This window comes from Agathobaculum massiliense (genome assembly GCF_900291975.1).
Taxonomy (GTDB): Bacteria; Bacillota; Clostridia; order Oscillospirales; family Butyricicoccaceae; genus Agathobaculum; species Agathobaculum ammoniilyticum.
Genome location: NZ_OMPN01000001.1, coordinates 1,786,913 through 1,805,758 on the forward strand (window position 1 = coordinate 1,786,913; position 18,846 = coordinate 1,805,758).

At 61.0% G+C, this 18,846-nt stretch carries 18 protein-coding genes and 1 tRNA gene; 16 read left to right on the forward strand and 3 right to left on the reverse strand.

Annotated features, from left to right (window positions below; genetic code table 11):
* Positions 1 to 7: 7 nt before the first annotated feature.
* On the forward strand, positions 8 to 931 hold the full coding sequence (gene trxB, locus DBQ51_RS09105) for a thioredoxin-disulfide reductase (protein WP_054326577.1): 924 nt from the start codon (positions 8 to 10) through the stop codon (positions 929 to 931).
* 67 nt (positions 932 to 998) lie between these two features.
* On the opposite strand, the gene DBQ51_RS09110 is transcribed toward trxB, so the two are convergent.
* Both DBQ51_RS09110 and DBQ51_RS09115 read right to left on the reverse strand, forming a co-directional pair.
* Positions 999 to 1,667, reverse strand: coding sequence for a Crp/Fnr family transcriptional regulator (locus DBQ51_RS09110; protein ID WP_107631356.1), 669 nt, complete (start codon positions 1,665 to 1,667; stop codon positions 999 to 1,001).
* A gap of 63 nt (positions 1,668 to 1,730) precedes the next feature.
* Positions 1,731 to 1,815 (reverse strand) — tRNA-Leu (locus tag DBQ51_RS09115).
* A 166-nt stretch (positions 1,816 to 1,981) separates the two neighbouring features.
* On the opposite strand from DBQ51_RS09115, the gene DBQ51_RS09120 reads away from it, so the two are divergent.
* From DBQ51_RS09120 to DBQ51_RS09180, 13 genes are all read left to right on the forward strand, one after another.
* Positions 1,982 to 3,319 carry a hypothetical protein gene (locus DBQ51_RS09120; protein WP_107631357.1) on the forward strand — a complete coding sequence of 446 codons (1,338 nt, stop codon included), beginning with the start codon at positions 1,982 to 1,984 and terminating at the stop codon, positions 3,317 to 3,319.
* Positions 3,320 to 3,344: 25 nt separating this feature from the next.
* Positions 3,345 to 4,034, forward strand: a complete 690-nt coding sequence (locus tag DBQ51_RS09125) for a response regulator transcription factor (protein WP_054326573.1) — start codon at positions 3,345 to 3,347, stop codon at positions 4,032 to 4,034.
* 77 nt (positions 4,035 to 4,111) lie between these two features.
* Positions 4,112 to 5,668 (forward strand): sensor histidine kinase, encoded by a 1,557-nt coding sequence (locus DBQ51_RS09130; RefSeq protein WP_054326572.1) that lies wholly within the window; start codon positions 4,112 to 4,114, stop codon positions 5,666 to 5,668.
* Complete coding sequence (locus DBQ51_RS09135; protein ID WP_054326571.1) at positions 5,668 to 6,603, forward strand: DUF1385 domain-containing protein; 936 nt, start codon at positions 5,668 to 5,670, stop codon at positions 6,601 to 6,603. The genes DBQ51_RS09130 and DBQ51_RS09135 overlap by 1 nt, the downstream gene beginning before the upstream one ends.
* An 81-nt stretch (positions 6,604 to 6,684) precedes the next feature.
* The gene (gene prmC / locus DBQ51_RS09140) at positions 6,685 to 7,551 is read left to right on the forward strand and encodes a peptide chain release factor N(5)-glutamine methyltransferase (RefSeq protein ID WP_107631358.1); all 867 of its coding nucleotides are present in this window, start codon (positions 6,685 to 6,687) and stop codon (positions 7,549 to 7,551) included.
* A gap of 198 nt (positions 7,552 to 7,749) precedes the next feature.
* On the forward strand, positions 7,750 to 8,910 hold the full coding sequence (recA, locus tag DBQ51_RS09145; RefSeq protein WP_082396868.1) for a recombinase RecA: 1,161 nt from the start codon (positions 7,750 to 7,752) through the stop codon (positions 8,908 to 8,910).
* A complete protein-coding gene (locus tag DBQ51_RS09150; protein ID WP_054326570.1) occupies positions 8,907 to 9,374 on the forward strand; it encodes a regulatory protein RecX in 468 nt (155 codons plus the stop codon). The genes recA and DBQ51_RS09150 overlap by 4 nt, the downstream gene beginning before the upstream one ends.
* Before the next feature lie 146 nt (positions 9,375 to 9,520).
* Positions 9,521 to 9,835: a hypothetical protein gene (locus DBQ51_RS09155; protein WP_107631359.1), complete on the forward strand. Its 315-nt coding sequence runs from the start codon at positions 9,521 to 9,523 to the stop codon at positions 9,833 to 9,835.
* Between the two features lie 84 nt (positions 9,836 to 9,919).
* Entirely contained in the window at positions 9,920 to 11,716 is a 1,797-nt protein-coding gene (pepF, locus tag DBQ51_RS09160) for an oligoendopeptidase F (protein WP_107631360.1), read from the forward strand.
* Between the two features lie 133 nt (positions 11,717 to 11,849).
* Positions 11,850 to 13,181, forward strand: coding sequence for a 30S ribosomal protein S12 methylthiotransferase RimO (gene rimO / locus DBQ51_RS09165; RefSeq protein ID WP_107631361.1), 1,332 nt, complete (start codon positions 11,850 to 11,852; stop codon positions 13,179 to 13,181).
* A 2-nt stretch (positions 13,182 to 13,183) separates the two neighbouring features.
* Positions 13,184 to 13,864 (forward strand): CDP-diacylglycerol--glycerol-3-phosphate 3-phosphatidyltransferase, encoded by a 681-nt coding sequence (gene pgsA, locus DBQ51_RS09170; RefSeq protein WP_054326568.1) that lies wholly within the window; start codon positions 13,184 to 13,186, stop codon positions 13,862 to 13,864.
* Between the two features lie 144 nt (positions 13,865 to 14,008).
* Positions 14,009 to 15,916, forward strand: coding sequence for an NAD(+) synthase (locus DBQ51_RS09175; RefSeq protein WP_107631362.1), 1,908 nt, complete (start codon positions 14,009 to 14,011; stop codon positions 15,914 to 15,916).
* 82 nt (positions 15,917 to 15,998) lie between these two features.
* Complete coding sequence (locus DBQ51_RS09180) at positions 15,999 to 16,661, forward strand: VanZ family protein (RefSeq protein ID WP_107631363.1); 663 nt, start codon at positions 15,999 to 16,001, stop codon at positions 16,659 to 16,661.
* A gap of 47 nt (positions 16,662 to 16,708) precedes the next feature.
* Here the strand turns inward: DBQ51_RS09180 and DBQ51_RS09185 are convergent, their stop codons facing one another.
* Positions 16,709 to 17,056, reverse strand: a complete 348-nt coding sequence (locus DBQ51_RS09185; protein ID WP_054326564.1) for a helix-turn-helix domain-containing protein — start codon at positions 17,054 to 17,056, stop codon at positions 16,709 to 16,711.
* A 181-nt stretch (positions 17,057 to 17,237) separates the two neighbouring features.
* On the opposite strand from DBQ51_RS09185, the gene DBQ51_RS17165 reads away from it, so the two are divergent.
* Together DBQ51_RS17165 and DBQ51_RS09195 are read left to right on the forward strand one after the other, a co-directional pair.
* Entirely contained in the window at positions 17,238 to 17,852 is a 615-nt protein-coding gene (locus DBQ51_RS17165; protein WP_054326563.1) for an SHOCT domain-containing protein, read from the forward strand.
* 107 nt (positions 17,853 to 17,959) lie between these two features.
* Complete coding sequence (locus DBQ51_RS09195) at positions 17,960 to 18,796, forward strand: prephenate dehydrogenase (protein WP_107631364.1); 837 nt, start codon at positions 17,960 to 17,962, stop codon at positions 18,794 to 18,796.
* Positions 18,797 to 18,846 lie beyond the last annotated feature (50 nt).

The window sequence follows — 18,846 nt, forward strand, 5'->3', positions numbered from 1 at the left end:
CAGGCCTATGGGAAAAATATATGATATGCTGGTCATTGGCGGCGGGCCGGGCGGCTATACCGCAGCGCTGTACGGCGCCCGTGCCGGACTGAGCGTGCTGGTGATCGAAAAGCTGTCCGCGGGTGGGCAGATGGCCACCACCGAGCAGGTGGAGAATTACCCGGGCTTTGACGAGCCGATCGACGGCTTTGAGCTGGGCGAGCGCATGCAGCGCGGTGCGGAGCGGTTCGGCGCGGAATCGCTGCTGGCGACCGTGACAGAGGCTAGCCTGGAAGGGCCGGTCAAGCGGGTCACGACCGACGAGGGCGTAGTCGAGGGGCGGACGGTGGTACTCGCCACAGGCGCGTCGCCGCGTCCGCTCGGCGTGCCGGAGGAGCAGGCGCTGGTCGGCCGCGGCATGGCCTACTGCGCAGCGTGTGACGGGATGTTCTATAAGGGACGGACGGTCTGCGTGGTCGGCGGCGGCAACACCGCGGTCGGGGACGCGCTGCTGCTTGCCAAGCTGTGCGAAAAGGTGTACCTGATCCACCGCCGCGATACGCTGCGCGCCTCCAAGGTATATGAAAAATCCCTGCAGGCCGCGGAAAACCTGGAAATTGTCTGGGACAGCCGCGTGACAAGGCTGCTCCATGCCGAGCGCGTCACCGGCGTGCAGGTGGAAAACGTCAAAACCGGCGCGGTCCGCTCGATCGCGTGCGACGGCGTGTTCGCGGCGGTCGGCCGCGTGCCGGACACCGCGCTGCTGGCCAGCCAGGTCGCGTTGGACGAACAGGGCTACCTGATCGCGGACGAGACGACGCGCACCAGCGTCGCGGGCGTGTTCGCGGTGGGCGACGTGCGCACCAAGGCGGTGCGGCAGATCGTCACCGCCGCGTCGGACGGTGCGGTCGCCGCGCATTTCGCGGAGGAATATCTCAACAGCATAACATGACGTTCCGACAGGGAGCGGACAAAAACGGCCGCGTAAGCGGCCGTTTTTTGATGCGGGCAGCGTCCGGTCAGCGCAGGCTGTCGCCGGCGGTGCGGTACAGGCCGTCGATATTGGTCAGCGCGATGCTGCCGCGCTCCAGCTGTACGAGCCCTTCGCTTTGAAAATACCGGAGCAGGCGGGTGACGACCTCTCGCGCGCTGCCTAGGTGCGCCGCAACGCGCTCATGCGTCAGCGGCAGGATATCCGCGCCGGACAGGCCGCGCTCTTCCAGCAGGAACGCCGCGAGGCGGCTGTCCAGCTTGCGGTTGAGGAGTTGGTCCATCAGCCACATCACCTCGGAAAAGCGCGCCGCCATCAACTCGTTGGTATAGCCGGCCACAGCCGCGGATTGCTCCATAAGCGTTTTGTAAACATCCGGCGGGATGCGGAGCACATCAGTCGGCTCCTCCGCGGAGATCATCACGTCAAACTGGATGCTGCGCATAATGCAGGAGGCGGAAAACAGGCAGATATCGCGTTCAAGCAGGCGGTACAGCGTCAGCTCCTTGCCCTCGCCGGACAGGGTGTAGGCGCGCAGCCGTCCCTTGACGACGATGAACAGCCCCGCGCAGTCGCTGCTGCCCGCGTGCAGGATATTGCCGGCCTCAAAGCGCGCGCTGGAAACGGCGCTTTGCAGCAGGTCGCGCTGCGCGTCGGTCAGTTTCGGCCAGAAAGGGAAATATTGCTCGACAGACATAGCAGAAGCCCTCCAGAATCAGTAAAGCGGAAAACCGGCCCCTCCAGGCCGGTTTTCGCCGTATGGTGCACCCGAGGGGAGTTGAACCCCTACCTCCTGCGAGACCAGAACCTAAATCTGGCGCGTATGCCAATTTCGCCACGGGTGCGGATACGTTTCCAGTATACCCGCAAAAAGCGGATTTGTCAATCGAAGCGCGCCCGCGCGCTGGAAAACCGGATAAAAATTATGCAATTTCCAGTACCAAACGGGTGGGCTTTGTGCTATACTAAATCTGTATAAGTGTCTGCATTGATTGTGAACGGGAGAGCTTCATGAAATTGATCCGAACCATCCCCGTGCTGGCCGTGCTGCTGTTTGCGCTGTCCGGCTGCACGTTCCCATCGGGCGACGACCTGCTCGCCGCGCCCAAGCCATCCGCCAACTACCAGACCCTGCAGGTCGAGCTGGAAAACCTGCTCTCGTCGGGCGTTACCTATACCGCGCCGACCGACGGGGAAAACCGCTCGCCTATCCAGCTTGTCGATCTGGACGGGGACGGGGCGGATGAAGCGATCGCGTTTTTCCGCGGTTCCAGCTCGGTGACGAGCAACGCGTTCAAGGTCTATGTTTATAAAAAACAAGACCAGCAGTATGTCTGCACGGGCGCGATCGAGGGGAAAGGCACCGCGATCCTGTCGGTCGATTACCCCACGATCACACCGGCCGGCCGGCGCGGCATGTTGATTGCCTGGAAGCTGCCGGGAGACGGCGTGGGCGCGCTGACCATGTGCGATTTTGATAAAAACTGCGCACCGGGCTTGCTGCTTGAGACCGAATACTCGGCCATGGAGCTGGCCGACCTGACAGGCGACGGCGCCAAGGACCTGCTGCTCATTACGAACAACCCCGCCGGACAGCGCGTGGCGCGGCTGTATCAGTACCATATCGGGTTGGACCTGGTAGGCGAGGCGGCTACCAGCGCCGAGGCGGTTTCGGTCGAACGGATGACAAGCGGCCGCGTACAGAAAAACCAGCCCGCTGTGTTTGCAGAGCAAAAAACAACGAGCGGTGTCGGACTGACAACAGATATTTTTGTCTATGAGGACGGGACACTGCAAAATCTCGCGCTGGACAGCGAGGACTCCATCCATCGGGGTACCTATCGGCCGGTATCGGTCTACGCGGCCGATATCAACGGCGACGGCGTGACCGAGCTGCCGCGCGCCGTACTCATGGCGGGCTACGACGAAGCCGCCGCGACGGACGCGCTTTTCATGCTCGATTGGTATGTGTATAGCGTGGATCGGCCGCCAGTGCTGATGATGACCACCTATCAGAATGTGTCTGACGGATGGATGTTTAAGATCGATGCAGAATGGCACGACCAGATCACGGCGGTCAAGACGAGCGAAAGCGGGATCAGCGCGGTTGAATTCGCGCAATATATCGGTGGTGGGCAGCAAATACCGTTGTTCACCATCTATTGCGTCACCGGAACGCTGCGGGATTATTATATCGGCCGTACCGACCTGCTTCAGCTCGGCCAGACCTCGCAGGCGGTCTACTTCGCGCGCTTTTCGGAGGACGCACAGCAGAGCGCGATCCAGATCGATGCCAACGGCGTAAAAGAGCGCTTCTCGCTCCTCACCCAGGCCTGGAGCAATGAATGAATGGTAAATCAAAGGAGGAACATCCATGAAACGCAAAATACTGGTTTTGGAAGATGAAGAAAATATCCGCTCCTTTCTGGTCCTCAACCTGAAGCGGAGCGGTTACGAGGTGATAGAGGCCGAAACAGGCGAAGCGGCGCTGGAAAAATACCATGCCAACCAGGATATTGCGGTTGCGGTGCTGGATGTGATGCTGCCCGGCATCGACGGGTATGAGGTCTGCCGCGCTATGCGCGCCGCGGGCTATCAGGCGGGCGTTATCATGCTGACCGCGCGCACCCAGGAGGCGGACAAGGTGACCGGCCTGATGAACGGCGCGGACGATTATGTGACCAAGCCGTTTTCCGTGATCGAGCTTGCCGCGCGCGTGGACGCGCTGTACCGGCGCGTGTCCGGCTCGCCCTTCTCGGAGGAGGATGTGATCAAGTCCGGCCCGTTCAAGCTCAACCTGCGCGCGCGAGAGGTACTCAAGAACGGCATCAAGATCGAGCTGACGCAGATCGAGTACGGGCTGCTGAAAGCGTTTATGGAGAACATCGGCAAGGCGCTCTCCCGCGACGAGCTGCTGGAGATGGTCTGGGGCCATCACTATGTGGGCGAGCTCAAGATCGTGGATGTAAATATCCGCCGCCTGCGCATCAAAATCGAGGATGATCCGGCGGAGCCATCGCATATCGTGACCGTGCGCGGCTACGGCTATATGTGGGAGGGTTGACCGCCGCAAGCAGGGAGCGCGCTGCCGCCCCCTGTGCGTTTGCCGCAACAGCCTGAGATGAGAAAGGCAGCTTACCTATGATTTATCGCAGATCTAAAAAACAGCCCAAGGCGCCGCCACAGCCAGCCGCGCCCAAGGTGTTGCACTCGCCGGGCGGCATCAAGGGCCGCTGGATGATGAACTCGCTTTCGTTCGTGCTGGTCATCCTGGCGGCCGTGGTTATTCTGGTCACGGTCGGCGTGTCCGGCTACTATTACGCCTCGGTGCGGGACAACCTGACCTCGCGCGCCACGCTCAAGGCCGAAACCTACCACAAGTATTTTACCGAAACCTACGACCAGTTTTACGCGCAGGCGGAATCTGACGTTTCCACTTTCAGCGAGCAGGAAAAGCTCGAGATGCAGTTCCTCGACCGCAACGGCCGTATCCTGCTGTCCACCTCGGCACTGACGGGCGGCGGCATGGCCTCCACCGAGGACGCCGCGCAGGCGCTGTCCACCCAGAAGACCGCGGTGTTCCCCGGCCGCGACCCGCTTACGGACGAGCGGGTCATGAGCGTGACCACCCCTCTCCTGTCCTCCCGCGGGGAGCTGATCGGCGGCGTGCGCTTCATCACCTCGCTGCGCATCGTTGAGCGGCAGATCTGGATCATCATCGGCATCGTCATTCTGGCCTGCCTGGTGTTCCTGATGCTGGTCGTCGCCTCCAACAGCTATTTTGTCAAGTCCATCGTGGATCCGGTCCTCAAGATCAACACGATCGCCAAGGAGATCGCGGCCGGCCGCTACGGGGTGCGCCTGCAAAAGACCTATGACGACGAGATTGGCGAGCTGTGCGATACGATTAACTACATGTCAGACGAGATCAGCCGCGCCGAGCGCATGAAGAACGACTTTATCTCCTCGGTTTCGCACGAGCTGCGCACCCCGCTCACCGCCATCGGCGGCTGGAGCGAAACATTGCTCGCGGGCGGGGGAGAGGACCCAGAGGAGGTTATGCAGGGCCTGACCATCATCCAGAAAGAGGCGGGCCGCCTGACCCGCATGGTTGAGGAGCTTCTGGATTTCGCGCGCATCGAGTCCGGCCGCATGAAGCTCGAGGTCGAGCTGTTCGACCTATCGATCGAGCTGTACGAGGCCGTGTATATGTATGAAAATCTGCTGCAGAAAAGCGGCATCCGGCTGAGCTACGACGAGGACGTGGACGCCAACTACTATATCAACGGCGACCGCCATCGCATGAAGCAGGTGTTCCTCAATATCCTGGACAACGCCGCCAAATACGGCGCGGACGGGAAAAAGATCGATATTTCCCTGCGGCGGGAGGGCGGCAAAATCGTCGCCTCGGTGCGCGACTACGGCCAAGGCATACCGGAAGCCGAGCTGCCTTTTGTCAAGGAGAAATTTTATAAAGGCTCCTCCAAGCAGCGCGGCAGCGGCATCGGCCTGGCCGTGACCGACGAGATCGTCGTCCTGCACGGCGGCACGCTGGATATCGCGTCCACGCTCGGCGCGGGTACGACGGTCACCATCACCCTGCCCGCCGCGGAGGCGGAGGAAGCGCTCGGCATCACGGGGGCTATCCCCAAGGTGCCGGAAACCCCTTATACCCCTGAACCCAAAGGAGATAGCTAATGCCAACGCAAAAGAAAACCACGATCGGCGGCCAGGCGATTATCGAGGGCATCGTGATGAAAGGTCCCAGACGGGTCTGCACGGTTGTCCGCAAGGCAAACGGCGAGCTGGTCGTAAAGGAGGAGGACGCGCACCAGCCCTCCGCGTTCTGGAAGCTGCCGGTGCTGCGCGGCGCCTACGGCCTGTTCATGGCCATGAAAGACGGCATCCAGGCAATCAACTATTCGGCCTCGTTCTTTGAGGACGAGGAGGTGGACGCGCCGCCCTCCAAATTCGAGATCTGGCTGGAAAATAAATTCGGCTCCGAGGGTCTGAACCGGCTGATCCTCGGTATTTCGACCGTAATCGGCATCGCGCTGCCGGTCGCGCTGTTCCTGCTGCTGCCGAGCTTCCTCGGCGGCTTTGTGCCGGAGGGCTGGGGCGTACTCGCCCGCAACGTATTGGAGGGCGCGGTGCGCGTGGTGATCTTCCTGCTGTTCATGTGGTCGGTGTCGCACATGAAGGACATCCGCCGCACGTTCGAATACCACGGCGCGGAGCACAAGACCATTTTCTGCTACGAGGCGGGCGAGGAACTGACCGTGGAGAACGTCCGCCGCCAGAACAAATACCATCCGCGCTGCGGCACCAGCTTTATGTTCGTGTTGATTATTATTGCGACGATTGTTTCGTCCATCGTGTTTTCCATCGTGGATATCACCAACCCGTTTCTGCGCATGCTGGCGCATCTGGTCCTGCTGCCGCTCGTGGTGGGCATCAGCTATGAGTTCAACCGCTACGCCGGCCGTTCGGAGAGCGTGCTTTCCCGTGCGCTGCGCTGGCCTGGCCTGATGATCCAGCACCTGACCGTGTTCGAGCCGGACGATTCCATGATTGAGGTGGCGATCACCGGCATGAAGGCGGTCATTCCGGAGGACGGATCGGACAACTGGTGAATAGGCGTCCATATCGCTGTATGGAAAGCCGCCGCGCGCCCTGCGGCATGCGTAAAACACATTTAGGGGGTGGGCCAAGCCTTGACCAAGACCATCAACGACGTATATATGGAGCTGTTCAAGCGCTTGAAGGAGGCGGACGATCCGCAGCCTTCTCTTTCCGCGCGCGAGATAACGGCATACGCCTGCAAGGCGGATAAAAACAAAACAGCCGACTGGGGTCATGTCTATCTGGACGACGCGACGGTGGACTATGCGCATCTGCTTTGCGACCGCTGTCTGGACGGCGAACCGCTTGCATACATACTCGGCGAATGGGATTTTTATGGGCTGACGTTCCAGATCGACCGCTCGGTGCTGATCCCGCGCTCGGATACCGAGCGTCTGTGCGAGTTGGTCATCGGACAGGCGCGGCAGCGGGTTTCGCCGCGCATCCTCGACCTGTGCTGCGGTTCGGGCTGCATCGGCATCGCCGCCGCGCATGAGGTGGAGGACGCGCGCGTCGCGGGCGTGGATATTTCCGAGGGCGCGCTGCGCGTTACGCGGGAAAACGCCCGTCGGCTGGGGGTGCAGGGCCGGTATGTCGCGCTCAAGGCGGACGTGCGCTTCCGCCCGCCGAACAATATGGGGCAGTTTGACATCCTAGTTTCCAATCCGCCCTACGTCACCCGCGCGGAGATGCGCGCGCTCGAGCCGAGCGTCGCGGATTACGAGCCGCACGAAGCGCTGTTCGGCGGGGAGGACGGGCTGGATTTTTACCGTTCGATCTGCGCCAAGTGGGGGGAGCTGCTCGTGCCGGGCGGCGTCATCCTGTTCGAGTGCGGCTACCGGCAGGCGACGCAGGTCGCCGCCATCCTGGAGGATAACCGTTTTGCCGGCATCGGCATCACGGAGGACCTTTCCGGGGTGCCGCGCATTGTGTATGGGTACAACACCCTGCTGGAATGAAACGGGGGAAAAGCCTCCGGAATATGTACCGCTCAGCGAACAGATCGAACGCGGCGCGCAGGCCGCCGCGCCGTCCACAGACGAAAGTGAAAAATAAAAAGCAGGAAAACATCGAACAAATTTTCGATTTTTCTTGCTTTTATTTTTTGCCACTGGTATAATGGATGCAGGAATCAACAAACAAGCAGGAGGCTCTTTATGGCTACCAAAAAACAGCTCGAACCGGTCGCGCCCGCGGCCGATAAAAAGAAAGCGCTCGCCGCGGCGCTCGGTCAGATCGAAAAGCAGTTCGGCAAGGGTTCGGTCATGCGTCTCGGCGAGAACGCCGGCATGCAGGTAGACCATATCCCGACCGGCTCGATCGGGCTGGATCTCGCGCTGGGCATCGGCGGTCTGCCGCGCGGCCGCATCGTGGAGATCTACGGGCCGGAATCCTCCGGCAAGACCACGGTTGCGCTGCACTGCGTGGCCGAGGCGCAGAAGCTGGGCGGCACCGCCGCGTTCATCGACGCGGAGCATGCGCTCGACCCCATATACGCCAAGGCGCTGGGCGTGGATATCGACAGCCTGCTGGTTTCCCAGCCGGATACCGGCGAGCAGGGGCTTGATATCGCGGAGGCGCTCGTGCGTTCGGGCGCAATTGATATTGTGGTCATCGACTCGGTCGCCGCGCTCACCCCGCGCGCCGAGATCGAGGGAGAAATGGGCGATTCGTTCGTCGGCCTGCACGCCCGCATGATGAGCCAGGCCATGCGCAAGCTGGCCGGCTCGATCGCCAAGAGCCAGTGCGTAGCTATTTTTATCAACCAGCTTCGTGAAAAGGTGGGCGTGATCTATGGCAGTCCGGAGGTCACGACCGGCGGCCGCGCGCTCAAATTCTACGCCTCCGTGCGTATCGACGTGCGCCGTACCGAGCATATCAAGTCCGGCGCGGAGAATATCGGCAGCCACACCCGCTGCAAGGTGGTCAAAAACAAGGTCGCGCCGCCGTTCAAGGAGGCCGAGTTCGACATCATGTACGGCGAGGGCATCTCGCGCACAAGCGAGCTGGTCGATCTGGGCGTCAAATACGGCATTGTGGGCAAGTCGGGCGCGTGGTTCTCGCTGGGCGAAATGCGCCTGGGACAGGGGCGCGACGCGGCCAAGCAGTATTTCAAGGACCATCCCGAGCTTGCGGACGATGTGCAGAAGCAGATCATGGAAAAAGTTGAGGAGGAGCGGCAGAAGGCGCATCAGACCGCGGCGGCCCGTCCGGCGTCCGTAGCGGCGCCTGCGGCCAAGCCCGCCGCACCCAAGGCCGGCGCTTCGCGGGCCGTGTCCATCGACGCGGATGATTTTGACGACCTGGATGAAGAATGAACGGGGATAAATACCACGCGGCGCTGGACGCGGCGGCGAGGCAGCTCTCATACCGCGCGCTGAGCGCCAGCATGCTGCGGGACAAGCTGCTCGACAAGGGCCACGACGAACAGGCGGCGGAGTACGCGGTCGCTTGGCTGCTGGAACGCGGCCTGCTGGACGACGCTGCCTACGCGGAAAGCGTGGTGCGTTCCTGCGCGCGCAAGGGGTACGGAGAGCTGCGCATCCGGCAGGAGCTGGCCCGCCGGGGCGTGGCGCGCGAGACGGCGGAAGAGGCGCTGCAGCCGTTTTCTCCGGACAGGGCGAAGCTGCGCGCGCTGCTTGACAAGCGGCTGCACGGCGATGTGTCCGACCGGCGGGAGGTCGAAAAGGCGGTCGCGGCGCTGCAGCGCCGGGGGTTTTCCTGGCCGGATATTCGGGCGGCGCTGGCTGAGTACGGGCAGGACCTGCCCGACACGTTCTAAAAGTGCATAAAAGAGCGCAAAAGGGGCGGGAAAGCAAATTTTCCCGCCCCTTTCTTAACAATCAGGTTTTTCCGTGCTATCCTTTCCCTAAAGAGAAGCCGCGCGCGGTTTCCTCAATAACCGACAATAAAAGGAGGAGCATGGATATGGGTTATGGATGGCTTAACATAGGGAGTATTCTGCTGGGAATCATCGCGCTGGCGGTGCTGTTCCGCGGTGTTGCAGCCGAGAAGAAATGGAAGCCGCGTCTCGCGGTCAGCGCGGCGGCGTGCGCGGCCGCCATCGGCCTGCAGGCGCTTTACCGCTTCCGTTGGCGACTGGGCCGGCCTTGCCGATACGGAGGGCCTGGCGGAGATGGCAAGCGTTTTCCTTTTGGCGCTGACCGTCCTGATCAATTTCATTATGATCCGCGTACACTGTTCCGTCAGGCAATGAACCGTTTTTTCGCCCTCTGTTGGTAAACAGAGGGCTTTTTCTTGCATGTTCTGTCCGGTTGCGGTATCATAATAACATACAGTAAACCATACCGGAAAGGAAGGATTTCCATGGAAATGACCAGGATACCAGCACGCGCGGAGGTGCCGGACAGTGGCAAGTGGGCGGTCCGCGATCTGTTCGCGAGCGATGCGGACTGGCGTGCCGCCTACAACGCAGCCAAGGCGTTTGTTCCGCGCGTCGCGGCGTACCGCGGCCGCCTGTCCGAAAGCGGGGAGACGCTGCTGGAATTTTTCCGCCTGGACGACGAGATCAGCCTGGCGTTCGACGCGCTTGTCCATTACGCCCAGCGCCGCAGCGACGAGGATACCCGCGTCGCCGCGTATCAGGAGATGGTGAGCCAGGCGACGCGGCTCGCGGTGGAGTTGCAGGCCGCGGCAGCGTTTGAAACGCCCGAGCTGCTCGCCATTGACGATCAGACGCTCGCCCGCTTTTACCGCGAAACGCCCGCGCTCGAAAACTACCGGCTGGCGATGGACCGCGTGCGCCGCCGCCGCGACCATGTGCTTTCAGACAAGGAGGAGGCGTTGCTCGCGGCTGCGGGCGAGATGGCGTCCGGTCCGGACGATATCTACTCCATGCTCAATGACGCCGATCTCCGCTTTCCGGACGCGGCCGATCAGGATGGGAACAGGCATCCGGTCACGCACGGCACCTTTATCCCGCTGATGCAGTCCTATGACCGCGCGCTGCGCCGGTCCGCATTCGATTCGCTGTATTCGGTGTACGGCCAGTTCCGCAATACCGCAGCGGCGACGCTGTCCGCGCAGATGAAGCAGCTGCTGTTCTTTGCCAACGCGCGCAAATATCCCTCCACGCTGGACGCGGCGCTCGACGGGACCGAGGTGCCGACCGCCATTTACCACAACCTGATCGACGCGGTGCGCCGCTCGCTGGCGCCCATGCACCGGTATGTCGGCCTGCGCCGCCGCCTGCTTGGGCTGGAGGAGCTGCATATGTACGACCTCTATGTTCCGGTGGTCGAGGGCGTGGAGATGAAGTTCACCTTTGAGCAAGCCAAGGAAACCGCGCTCAAGGCGCTCGCCCCCCTGGGCGAGACATACCTGGACCTGCTGCGCCAGGGCTTCGCGGGCGGCTGGATCGACGTATATGAGAACGAGGGAAAGCGTTCGGGCGCGTATTCCGCGGGCGCGCGCGTTCATCCGTATGTGCTGCTCAATTTCAAGGGGACGCTGGACGATGTGTTCACGCTCGTACACGAAATGGGCCACGCCATCCATTCCTACCTGTCCAATCGCACCCAGCCCACCGCGTATCAGGATTATGTGATTTTCGTAGCCGAGGTCGCTTCCACCTGCAACGAAGCGCTGCTGATGGAATACCTGCTGTCGGTCACGCAGGACCGGAAGCAGCGCGCGTATCTTATCAACCATTTCCTCGAACAGTTCCGCGGCACGCTGTACCGCCAGACCATGTTCGCGGAATTCGAGCTGGCGGTGAACGGGATGACCCAGCGCGGAGAGGGTACGACCGCCGAAGCGCTCTGCGCGCTGTACCGGCGGCTCAACGAGCAGTATTTCGGCCCCGATATGGTCGTGGACGAGGAGATCGCGCTGGAATGGGCGCGTATCCCGCATTTCTATTATGATTACTATGTGTACCAGTACGCCACCGGCTATGCGGCGGCGATCGCGCTGTCGCGCCGCATCCTGCGCGAGGGTGAAAGCGCGGTCAGCGATTACCTGGGTTTCCTGTCCGGCGGCTGTTCGGCCGACCCGATCACGCTGCTGCGCGGCGCGGGCGTGGATATGGCAAGCCCCGTGCCCATCGAGGACGCGACCCGCCTGTTCGACGAGCTGATTACGGAAATGGAGCGGCTGCTGTAAAGCGGCGGGGAAGAGGGAAGCCGGACGGCTTCCCTCTTTTTCTGCGCGCGCGGACGAAATACAACAGATGACAAAGGCGGGTTTGTGATGTATAATACCATTGGACAATAGTGGGACAAAAAAGGAGGATTCCATGCCGAAAATAGGACTGATTTCGCTCGGCTGCGCCAAAAACCTGGTGGACAGCGAGCATATGCTCGCCCTGCTGCGCGCGGCGGGCTGGGAGGTCGCCGAGGATATGGCCGAGGTGGACGTGGGCGTGGTCAACACCTGCGGGTTTATTGAAGCCGCCAAGACCGAGGCGATCGAGACCATTCTCGAAACCGCGCAGTACAAGCAGAGCGGCAAAATGAAAGGCCTGGTCGTGACCGGCTGCCTGGTGCAGCGCTACGCGGAGGAGATGCGCGCGGAGCTGCCCGAGATCGACGCAATCTGCGGCACGGGCAGCTATGAGAGCATCGTGGACGCGGCGAACGCCGCGCTCGGCGGGCATAAGGCCGCGTACCTGGCGGATATGGCCAGCGCCGCGCTAGAGGGCGGCCGCGACCGCCTGACCCCGCCATATACGGCCTATTTCAAAATCGCGGAGGGCTGCTCCAACCGCTGCGGCTACTGCATCATCCCCAAGCTGCGCGGGCCGTACCGCTCGCGCGGGATGGACGCGCTGCTCGCCGAAGCGCAGGCGCTGGCCGACGCTGGGGTGAAGGAGCTGATCGTCATTGCGCAGGACATCACCAAATACGGCATGGACCTGCCCGGGCATCAGCGCCTGCTGCCCGAGCTGCTGCGCCGCCTGTGCGAAATGGATTTCCATTGGGTGCGTCTGCACTACCTGTACCCCGACCAGATCACGGACGAGCTGGTGGAGGTCATTGCGTCCGAGCCCAAGATCGTCAAGTACCTGGACATCCCGCTCCAGCATGTATCAAAGCGCATCCTGCGCGCGATGCACCGCCCAGGCGATGGGGAGGAATTTGCCGCGCTGCTCCAAAGCCTGCGCGACCGCATCCCGGGCCTTGTGCTGCGCACCAGCCTGATTGTCGGCCTGCCGGGCGAGACCGAGGACGAATTTGCCGCGCTGTGTGCGTTTTTGCAGGACGTACAGATCGAGCGCGTGGGCGTGTTCGAGTTTTCGCCCGAGGAGGGTACCGAGGCCGCGGAATTACCCGACCAGATCGACGCTGCGGTCAAGGCCAACCGCCGCCTGATCGTGGAGGAGCTGCAGTCGGGCGTGCTGGACGATTACAACACCTCCCGCCACGGCGAGGTCATGGAGGTGCTGTGCGAGGGGTTTGACGAGGAGCAGCAGCTCTGGTACGGCCGCACCTACGCGGACTCGGTCGAAGTGGACGGCCATGTGTACTTTGAGGCGGAGGACGCGCCCGTAGCGGGCGGGTTTGTCCCCGTCCGCATCACAGACAGCCTGGGACCCGACCTGCTCGGCGTCCGGCAAAAGGGGGAATAAAAATGACCACAGCAAACAAGATCACGCTGACCCGTATTGCAATGATCCCATTTTTTCTGTATTTCGCGTCGCAGCCGATGTTTTCCGTGGATTATCAGGCAAGCGGTCTGTTGTTCCCAACGAATACGGTTATCGCATTGGTGCTGTTCTGCGTGGCGAGCTTCACGGACTTTCTGGACGGTTATGTCGCCCGCAAGTATAACCAGGTGACCGATTTTGGCAAATTTGTCGATCCGTTGGCGGATAAACTGCTGGTGACGAGCGCACTTGTGCTGTTCGTGGGGCAGGGCGCAATGGCGGGCTGGATGGTGTGCGTCATTCTGGCGCGCGAGCTGATCATCACTTCGCTGCGCGTGGTGGCGGCCAACAAGGGCCGCGTGCTCGCCGCGACATGGACGGGCAAGGTCAAGACCTGTGTGCAGATTGGCGGTATTATTTTAATTTATCTGTATTATATCCTGATTGGTGCGGCCGGCAGCGGTGCATTCGACTCAATGATGGTGTCGTCTGACGGCAGTTTCACCAGTACCAGCACTGTTATGGTTATCAGTGGAACGGACGGCTATCCGATGTTCGCATACCTGGTCGGCTGGGTCGTGACGCTCGTCACTATCTACTCAGGCTTTGACTATTTGCGCAAAAACTGGGATATTATCAAGGATGGCGCGGTCAGGGAAAAATAACGGCGCAATACGGCACAAAGGGGGAAGACCGTGGTCTTCCTCCTTTTTCCGAGCGGATGTCCCGTGCATGGGCGCAAAAACCTTGCGTCCGTGCCGGAAAAAGGGTATACTAACCATATCTGAACTGTCTGGAGGAATACTGGAATGCAGGATGGATTTGTCAAAATTGCCGCCGCGACGCCCGCGTTGCGGGTCGCGGACTGCGCCTATAACGCTTCCGAAATCGTCAGGCTGGCGGAACAGGCCGCGGATAAGGGCGCGCGCCTGATCGTGTTTCCGGAGCTTTGCCTGACCGGCTATACCTGCGGCGACTTGTTTTTGCAGCAGACGCTGCTGGATGGGGCGCTGGAAGCGCTCCGCACCGTGCGGGACGCGACTGCGGCGCTGAACGCCGCCGTGGTGGTCGGCCTGCCCCTGATGCATCAGTGCAAGCTGTATAACGTGGCGGCGGTGCTGTGCCGCGGAGCGGTGGAAGGGCTGGTGCCGAAGCACAGCATCCCGAATTATTCCGAGTTTTACGAGCAGCGCCACTTTACGTCGGGCGCGGGGCTGGATATGGAGCCGGTCGAGCTGCTGGGCCAGACCACTATGTTCGGTGGTGTGCAGGTGTTCTCCAGCGCGGCGATGCCGGATTTCGCGTTTGGCGTGGAGATCTGCGAGGACCTGTGGGTACCCGAACCGCCCTCCACGCGGCTGGCGCAGGCGGGCGCGACCGTGATCGTCAACCTGTCCGCGTCGGATGAGATCATCGGTAAGACCGCCTACCGCCGCGACCTGGTACGGCAGCAGTCCGCGCGGCTGCTGTGCGCCTACGCCTATGCGGACGCGGGCTTCGGGGAATCTACGCAGGACCTGGTGTTCTCCGGCCACGACCTGATCGCGGAAAACGGCGTGTTGCTGGCCGAGAGCCGCCCGTTCGAGAGCGGCGTGATCTACGCGGATATCGACGTGCAGCGGCTCGTGCATGAGCGCCGCCGCATGAACACGTTCACGGTATCGGGCGGCGGCTTTGCGGCCACGATGGAGGTAACGCCCGGCGAAAACGACCTCGCGGACCGCCGGTTCCCGCGCACGCCGTTCGTTCCCGCCAATAAGGCGCTGCGCAACGAGCGCTGCGAGGAGATCCTCACGCTGCAGGCGACCGGCCTTGCCACCCGTCTGCGCCACACGCATGCCAGGGCTGCGGTTGTGGGTCTGTCCGGCGGGCTGGATTCCACGCTCGCGCTGATCGTGCTGGTGCATGCGTTCGACCTGCTCGGGCTGGACCGCAAGGGCATCCTGGCGGTGACCATGCCCTGTTTCGGCACGACCGCCCGCACGCGCGGCAATGCGGAAAAGCTGGCCGACGCCTATGGCGTGACGCTGCAGACCGTGGATATCAAGGCCGCGGTGGATCAGCATTTTCGCGATATCGGTCAGAGCATGGACGACCTTTCGGTCACGTTTGAGAATGCGCAGGCGCGTATGCGCACGCTGGTGCTGATGAACCTGGCCAACAAGCTGGGCGGCATGGTGGTCGGCACGGGCGACCTGTCCGAGCTGGCGCTCGGCTGGGCGACCTATAACGGCGATCATATGTCGATGTACGGCGTCAACGCCTCCATCCCCAAAACGCTGGTGCGATATCTGGTCGCCTATGAGGCCGACTGTGCGCTCGGCGAGCTGTCCGACGTGCTGCAGGATGTGCTGGACACGCCGGTATCGCCCGAGCTGCTCCCGCCCAAGGATGGGGAGATCAGCCAGAAAACCGAGGATTTGGTCGGCCCGTATGAGCTGCACGACTTTTTCCTGTATTATATGCTGCGCTTCGGTTACCCGCCGCGCAAAATTTACCGCATTGCACGCAAGACCTTTGCGGGTGTGTACGACGATGCAACGGTGAAAAAATGGCTCGTGACCTTTGTCCGACGCTTTTTCACCCAGCAGTTCAAGCGCTCCTGCCTGCCAGACGGCCCCAAGGTCGGCACGGTCACACTCTCCCCGCGCGGCGACTGGCGCATGCCCTCGGATGCATGCGCGGCGTTGTGGCTTTCCGAGGCGGAGCGCCTGTAAACGGGCATGGGGCGCTGGAAAAGCCCCGGTATAAAAGCCGCGCCGCTGGCGCGGGAATCCCCTCACAAAGGAGCAACTCCCTTTGAAAACCCTTGTCCGCAGGCTGGCGGCGGTCCTGACCGCCGTGCTGCTCTGCTTCAACCTGTATTATGAGCTGGCGCCCGGCTATATCGTGGGGCCGGAGCAAAAGCTCGCGGTCGCGGCGGCGTTCGCGCTGCTGCTCGGCACGGCGCTGTTTTACGGCGTGCCGGCCGGCGCGTGCGCCAAACGGCGGCACGACTATATGCTGCTTTTGTTCTGGTACTATCTGTGGGTGCTGGCGAACGTGCTGTTTTTTGATAATGCGTTCGGCCGCGGCTTCCACGCGGGCGCAGACCTCGGCGCGGTCAACCTGGAACCGCTGCGCACGATTAAAAATTATCTGATTGCCTACGGCTATGGCAATATCTCGCTGCGGCTGGTGGTACTCAACCTGCTGGGCAACCTGGCGGCGTTTGCGCCCATGGGCGTGTTCCTGCCCGCGCTGTTCCGCTGGCAGAGGAGCATTTTCTTCTTTACCGCCACGCTGACGCTCGGCATCACGGCAGTCGAGGTGGCGCAGGTGTATACCGGCGCCGGCTCGTGCGATGTGGACGATCTGATCCTGAACCTCGCAGGCGCGCTGATTGTGTTCGTCCTCTGCCGGATTACACCAATCTGGAAGCAGCTCTGCCGGGTCAACCCAAGGCCGCAGAAGGAAGCATAAAAAAAGCAGGCTGGCATATGCCAGCCTGCTTTTTTGTTACTTCCCGCCTATTCCTTTAAAAAAGGGACGCTTTCCTTCAGCATGTTCAGAATGACCGCCAGCTGGTTGTCCGTGCAGGGGCCGAGAAGCTCGTTGATTTCCCGCAGGTAGACGCTTTTTTCCCGGCTCCTGCCGTTCCCCTTGCCTGAAGCCGGTATGATATCATTGGCGGTGATGCCGAAATACTCAATCAGGTCAACCAGCTTATCTAGGCTGAACCGACGCTCGCCGCGCTCGCACTGTCCAAGATAATTGGTTTCCGTCTCCAGTACCTCTGCCAGCTTCTCCAGCGTCAGCCCTTTCAATTTCCGGTATTTTCGTATATTTTTACCGATCTCAAAGGATAAGTCATCCATCCTTACAGCCCCTTTCCATGCTACATTTTATCGAGGCGGGACGATATTCACGAGTTACGCTTTGCAATGAAAAGCATTGCAAATTGCCAATAAAGCATATTGACTATGCAATTTGCATGTAATATAATAGCAATAAGCATAGATTATTAATCCATGCCGGACAAAATAGGGAGGGGATTACATGGAAGAAAAAATCATTATCAAATCCGTACAGTACAATATCAAGCTGATCAGCCTGATCATCGTTGGTATTGGCGTCGTTCTTTTTATTTGGCTCGGTCTGCCCTTGGCGATCGATATTTCGAACAGGAGAGATGGATTAGACCTGTCCTATTTTCTGACCAGCGCATTCCCGTATTATGCGTGCTTTACGCTGCTCCCATTCCTGATTCTCGCAGGGCTGTTCTATTGGTACTGCTCGCGGATCAGCATAACGGTGAGCGATAAGCGTGTTTTCGGCACGGCTGTGTTCGGCCAACGCGTCGATCTGCCGTTTGATATGATTTCCGCAGTCAAAACCACCAGGCTTTGGCGGGGGATTGCGGTCGCCACGGCTTCCGGTTTTATCAGATTCGTTTGGATCAAAAACGCCGCTGAGATACATACTGAGATCAACCGGCTTCTGCTGGAACGGCAGGACAAGCGGGCAGCATCCGCAGCGCGGCAGGAGGCTGCCCCGCAGTCCAACGCAACAGCCGGTGCGGAAGAACTGAAACGGTATAAGGAATTGCTTGACAGCGGTGTGATCACACAAGAGGAATTTGACGCAAAGAAAAAACAGATCCTGGGATTATAACAGCTGGCGGCCCGCATAGAGATGTGGACCGCCTTTTTCATTGACAAACCTCGTTCGCCACGCTACAATTTAACTAAGTAAAACATCAAGACCAAGGGGATTGTATCATGTTTGACACCGTACTTATTGCCGGCCTCGGCCTGATGGGCGGCTCGATGGCGAAAACCATCAAGGCGCGCACGCTCAGCCGTGTGCTGGGCTGGAACCGCACCCGCGCCACCGCCGAGCAGGCGCGCGCGGACGGCACGATCGACGCGGTCGCAACCGAGGCACTGTATAAGGAGGCCGACCTGGTCATCATCGGCCTGTATCCGCAGGCGACGGTGGACTGGCTGCTGGAAAACATGCCGAAAATGAAAAAGGGCTGCGTGGTGGTCGATATGGTCGGCGTCAAGCAGTTCATGGTCGAGCGGCTGGAGCAGGCTGCGCTCGACGCGGGCGTGCATTTTGTCGGCGGGCATCCGATGGCGGGGCGAGAGTTCTCCGGCCTGGATTTTGCGCTTCCGACCCTGTTCGACGGGGCGAGCATGATTTTCGTCCCCACCAGGAGCAGCACCGAGCGGGTGCTGGAGCAGCTCGAAGCGTATTTTACGGCGCTCGGCTTTGGGCAGACCGTGCGCTGCACGGCCGAACAGCATGACCGGATGATCGCCTTCACCTCGCAGCTGGCGCATGTCGTGTCCTCGGCCTACATCAAAAGTCCGGAGGCGGATAAGCATAATGGCTATTCCGCGGGCAGCTATAAGGACCTGACGCGCGTGGCCAAGCTGAACGAAATCATGTGGAGCGAGCTGTTTCTGTGCAACGCCGAGCCGCTTGCGCGCGAGATCGACGAGATCATCGGCCATCTGGACGAATACCGCCGCGCCATCCGCGCGCAAGATAGGGAAACCCTGACTTTGCTCCTGCGCGACGGCCGAGAACGAAAGGAACGCCTCGGTTGACGGAGAGCGAAAAGGCGCCGCTGAAAAAGCGGCGCCTTTGGCTTGTTCGC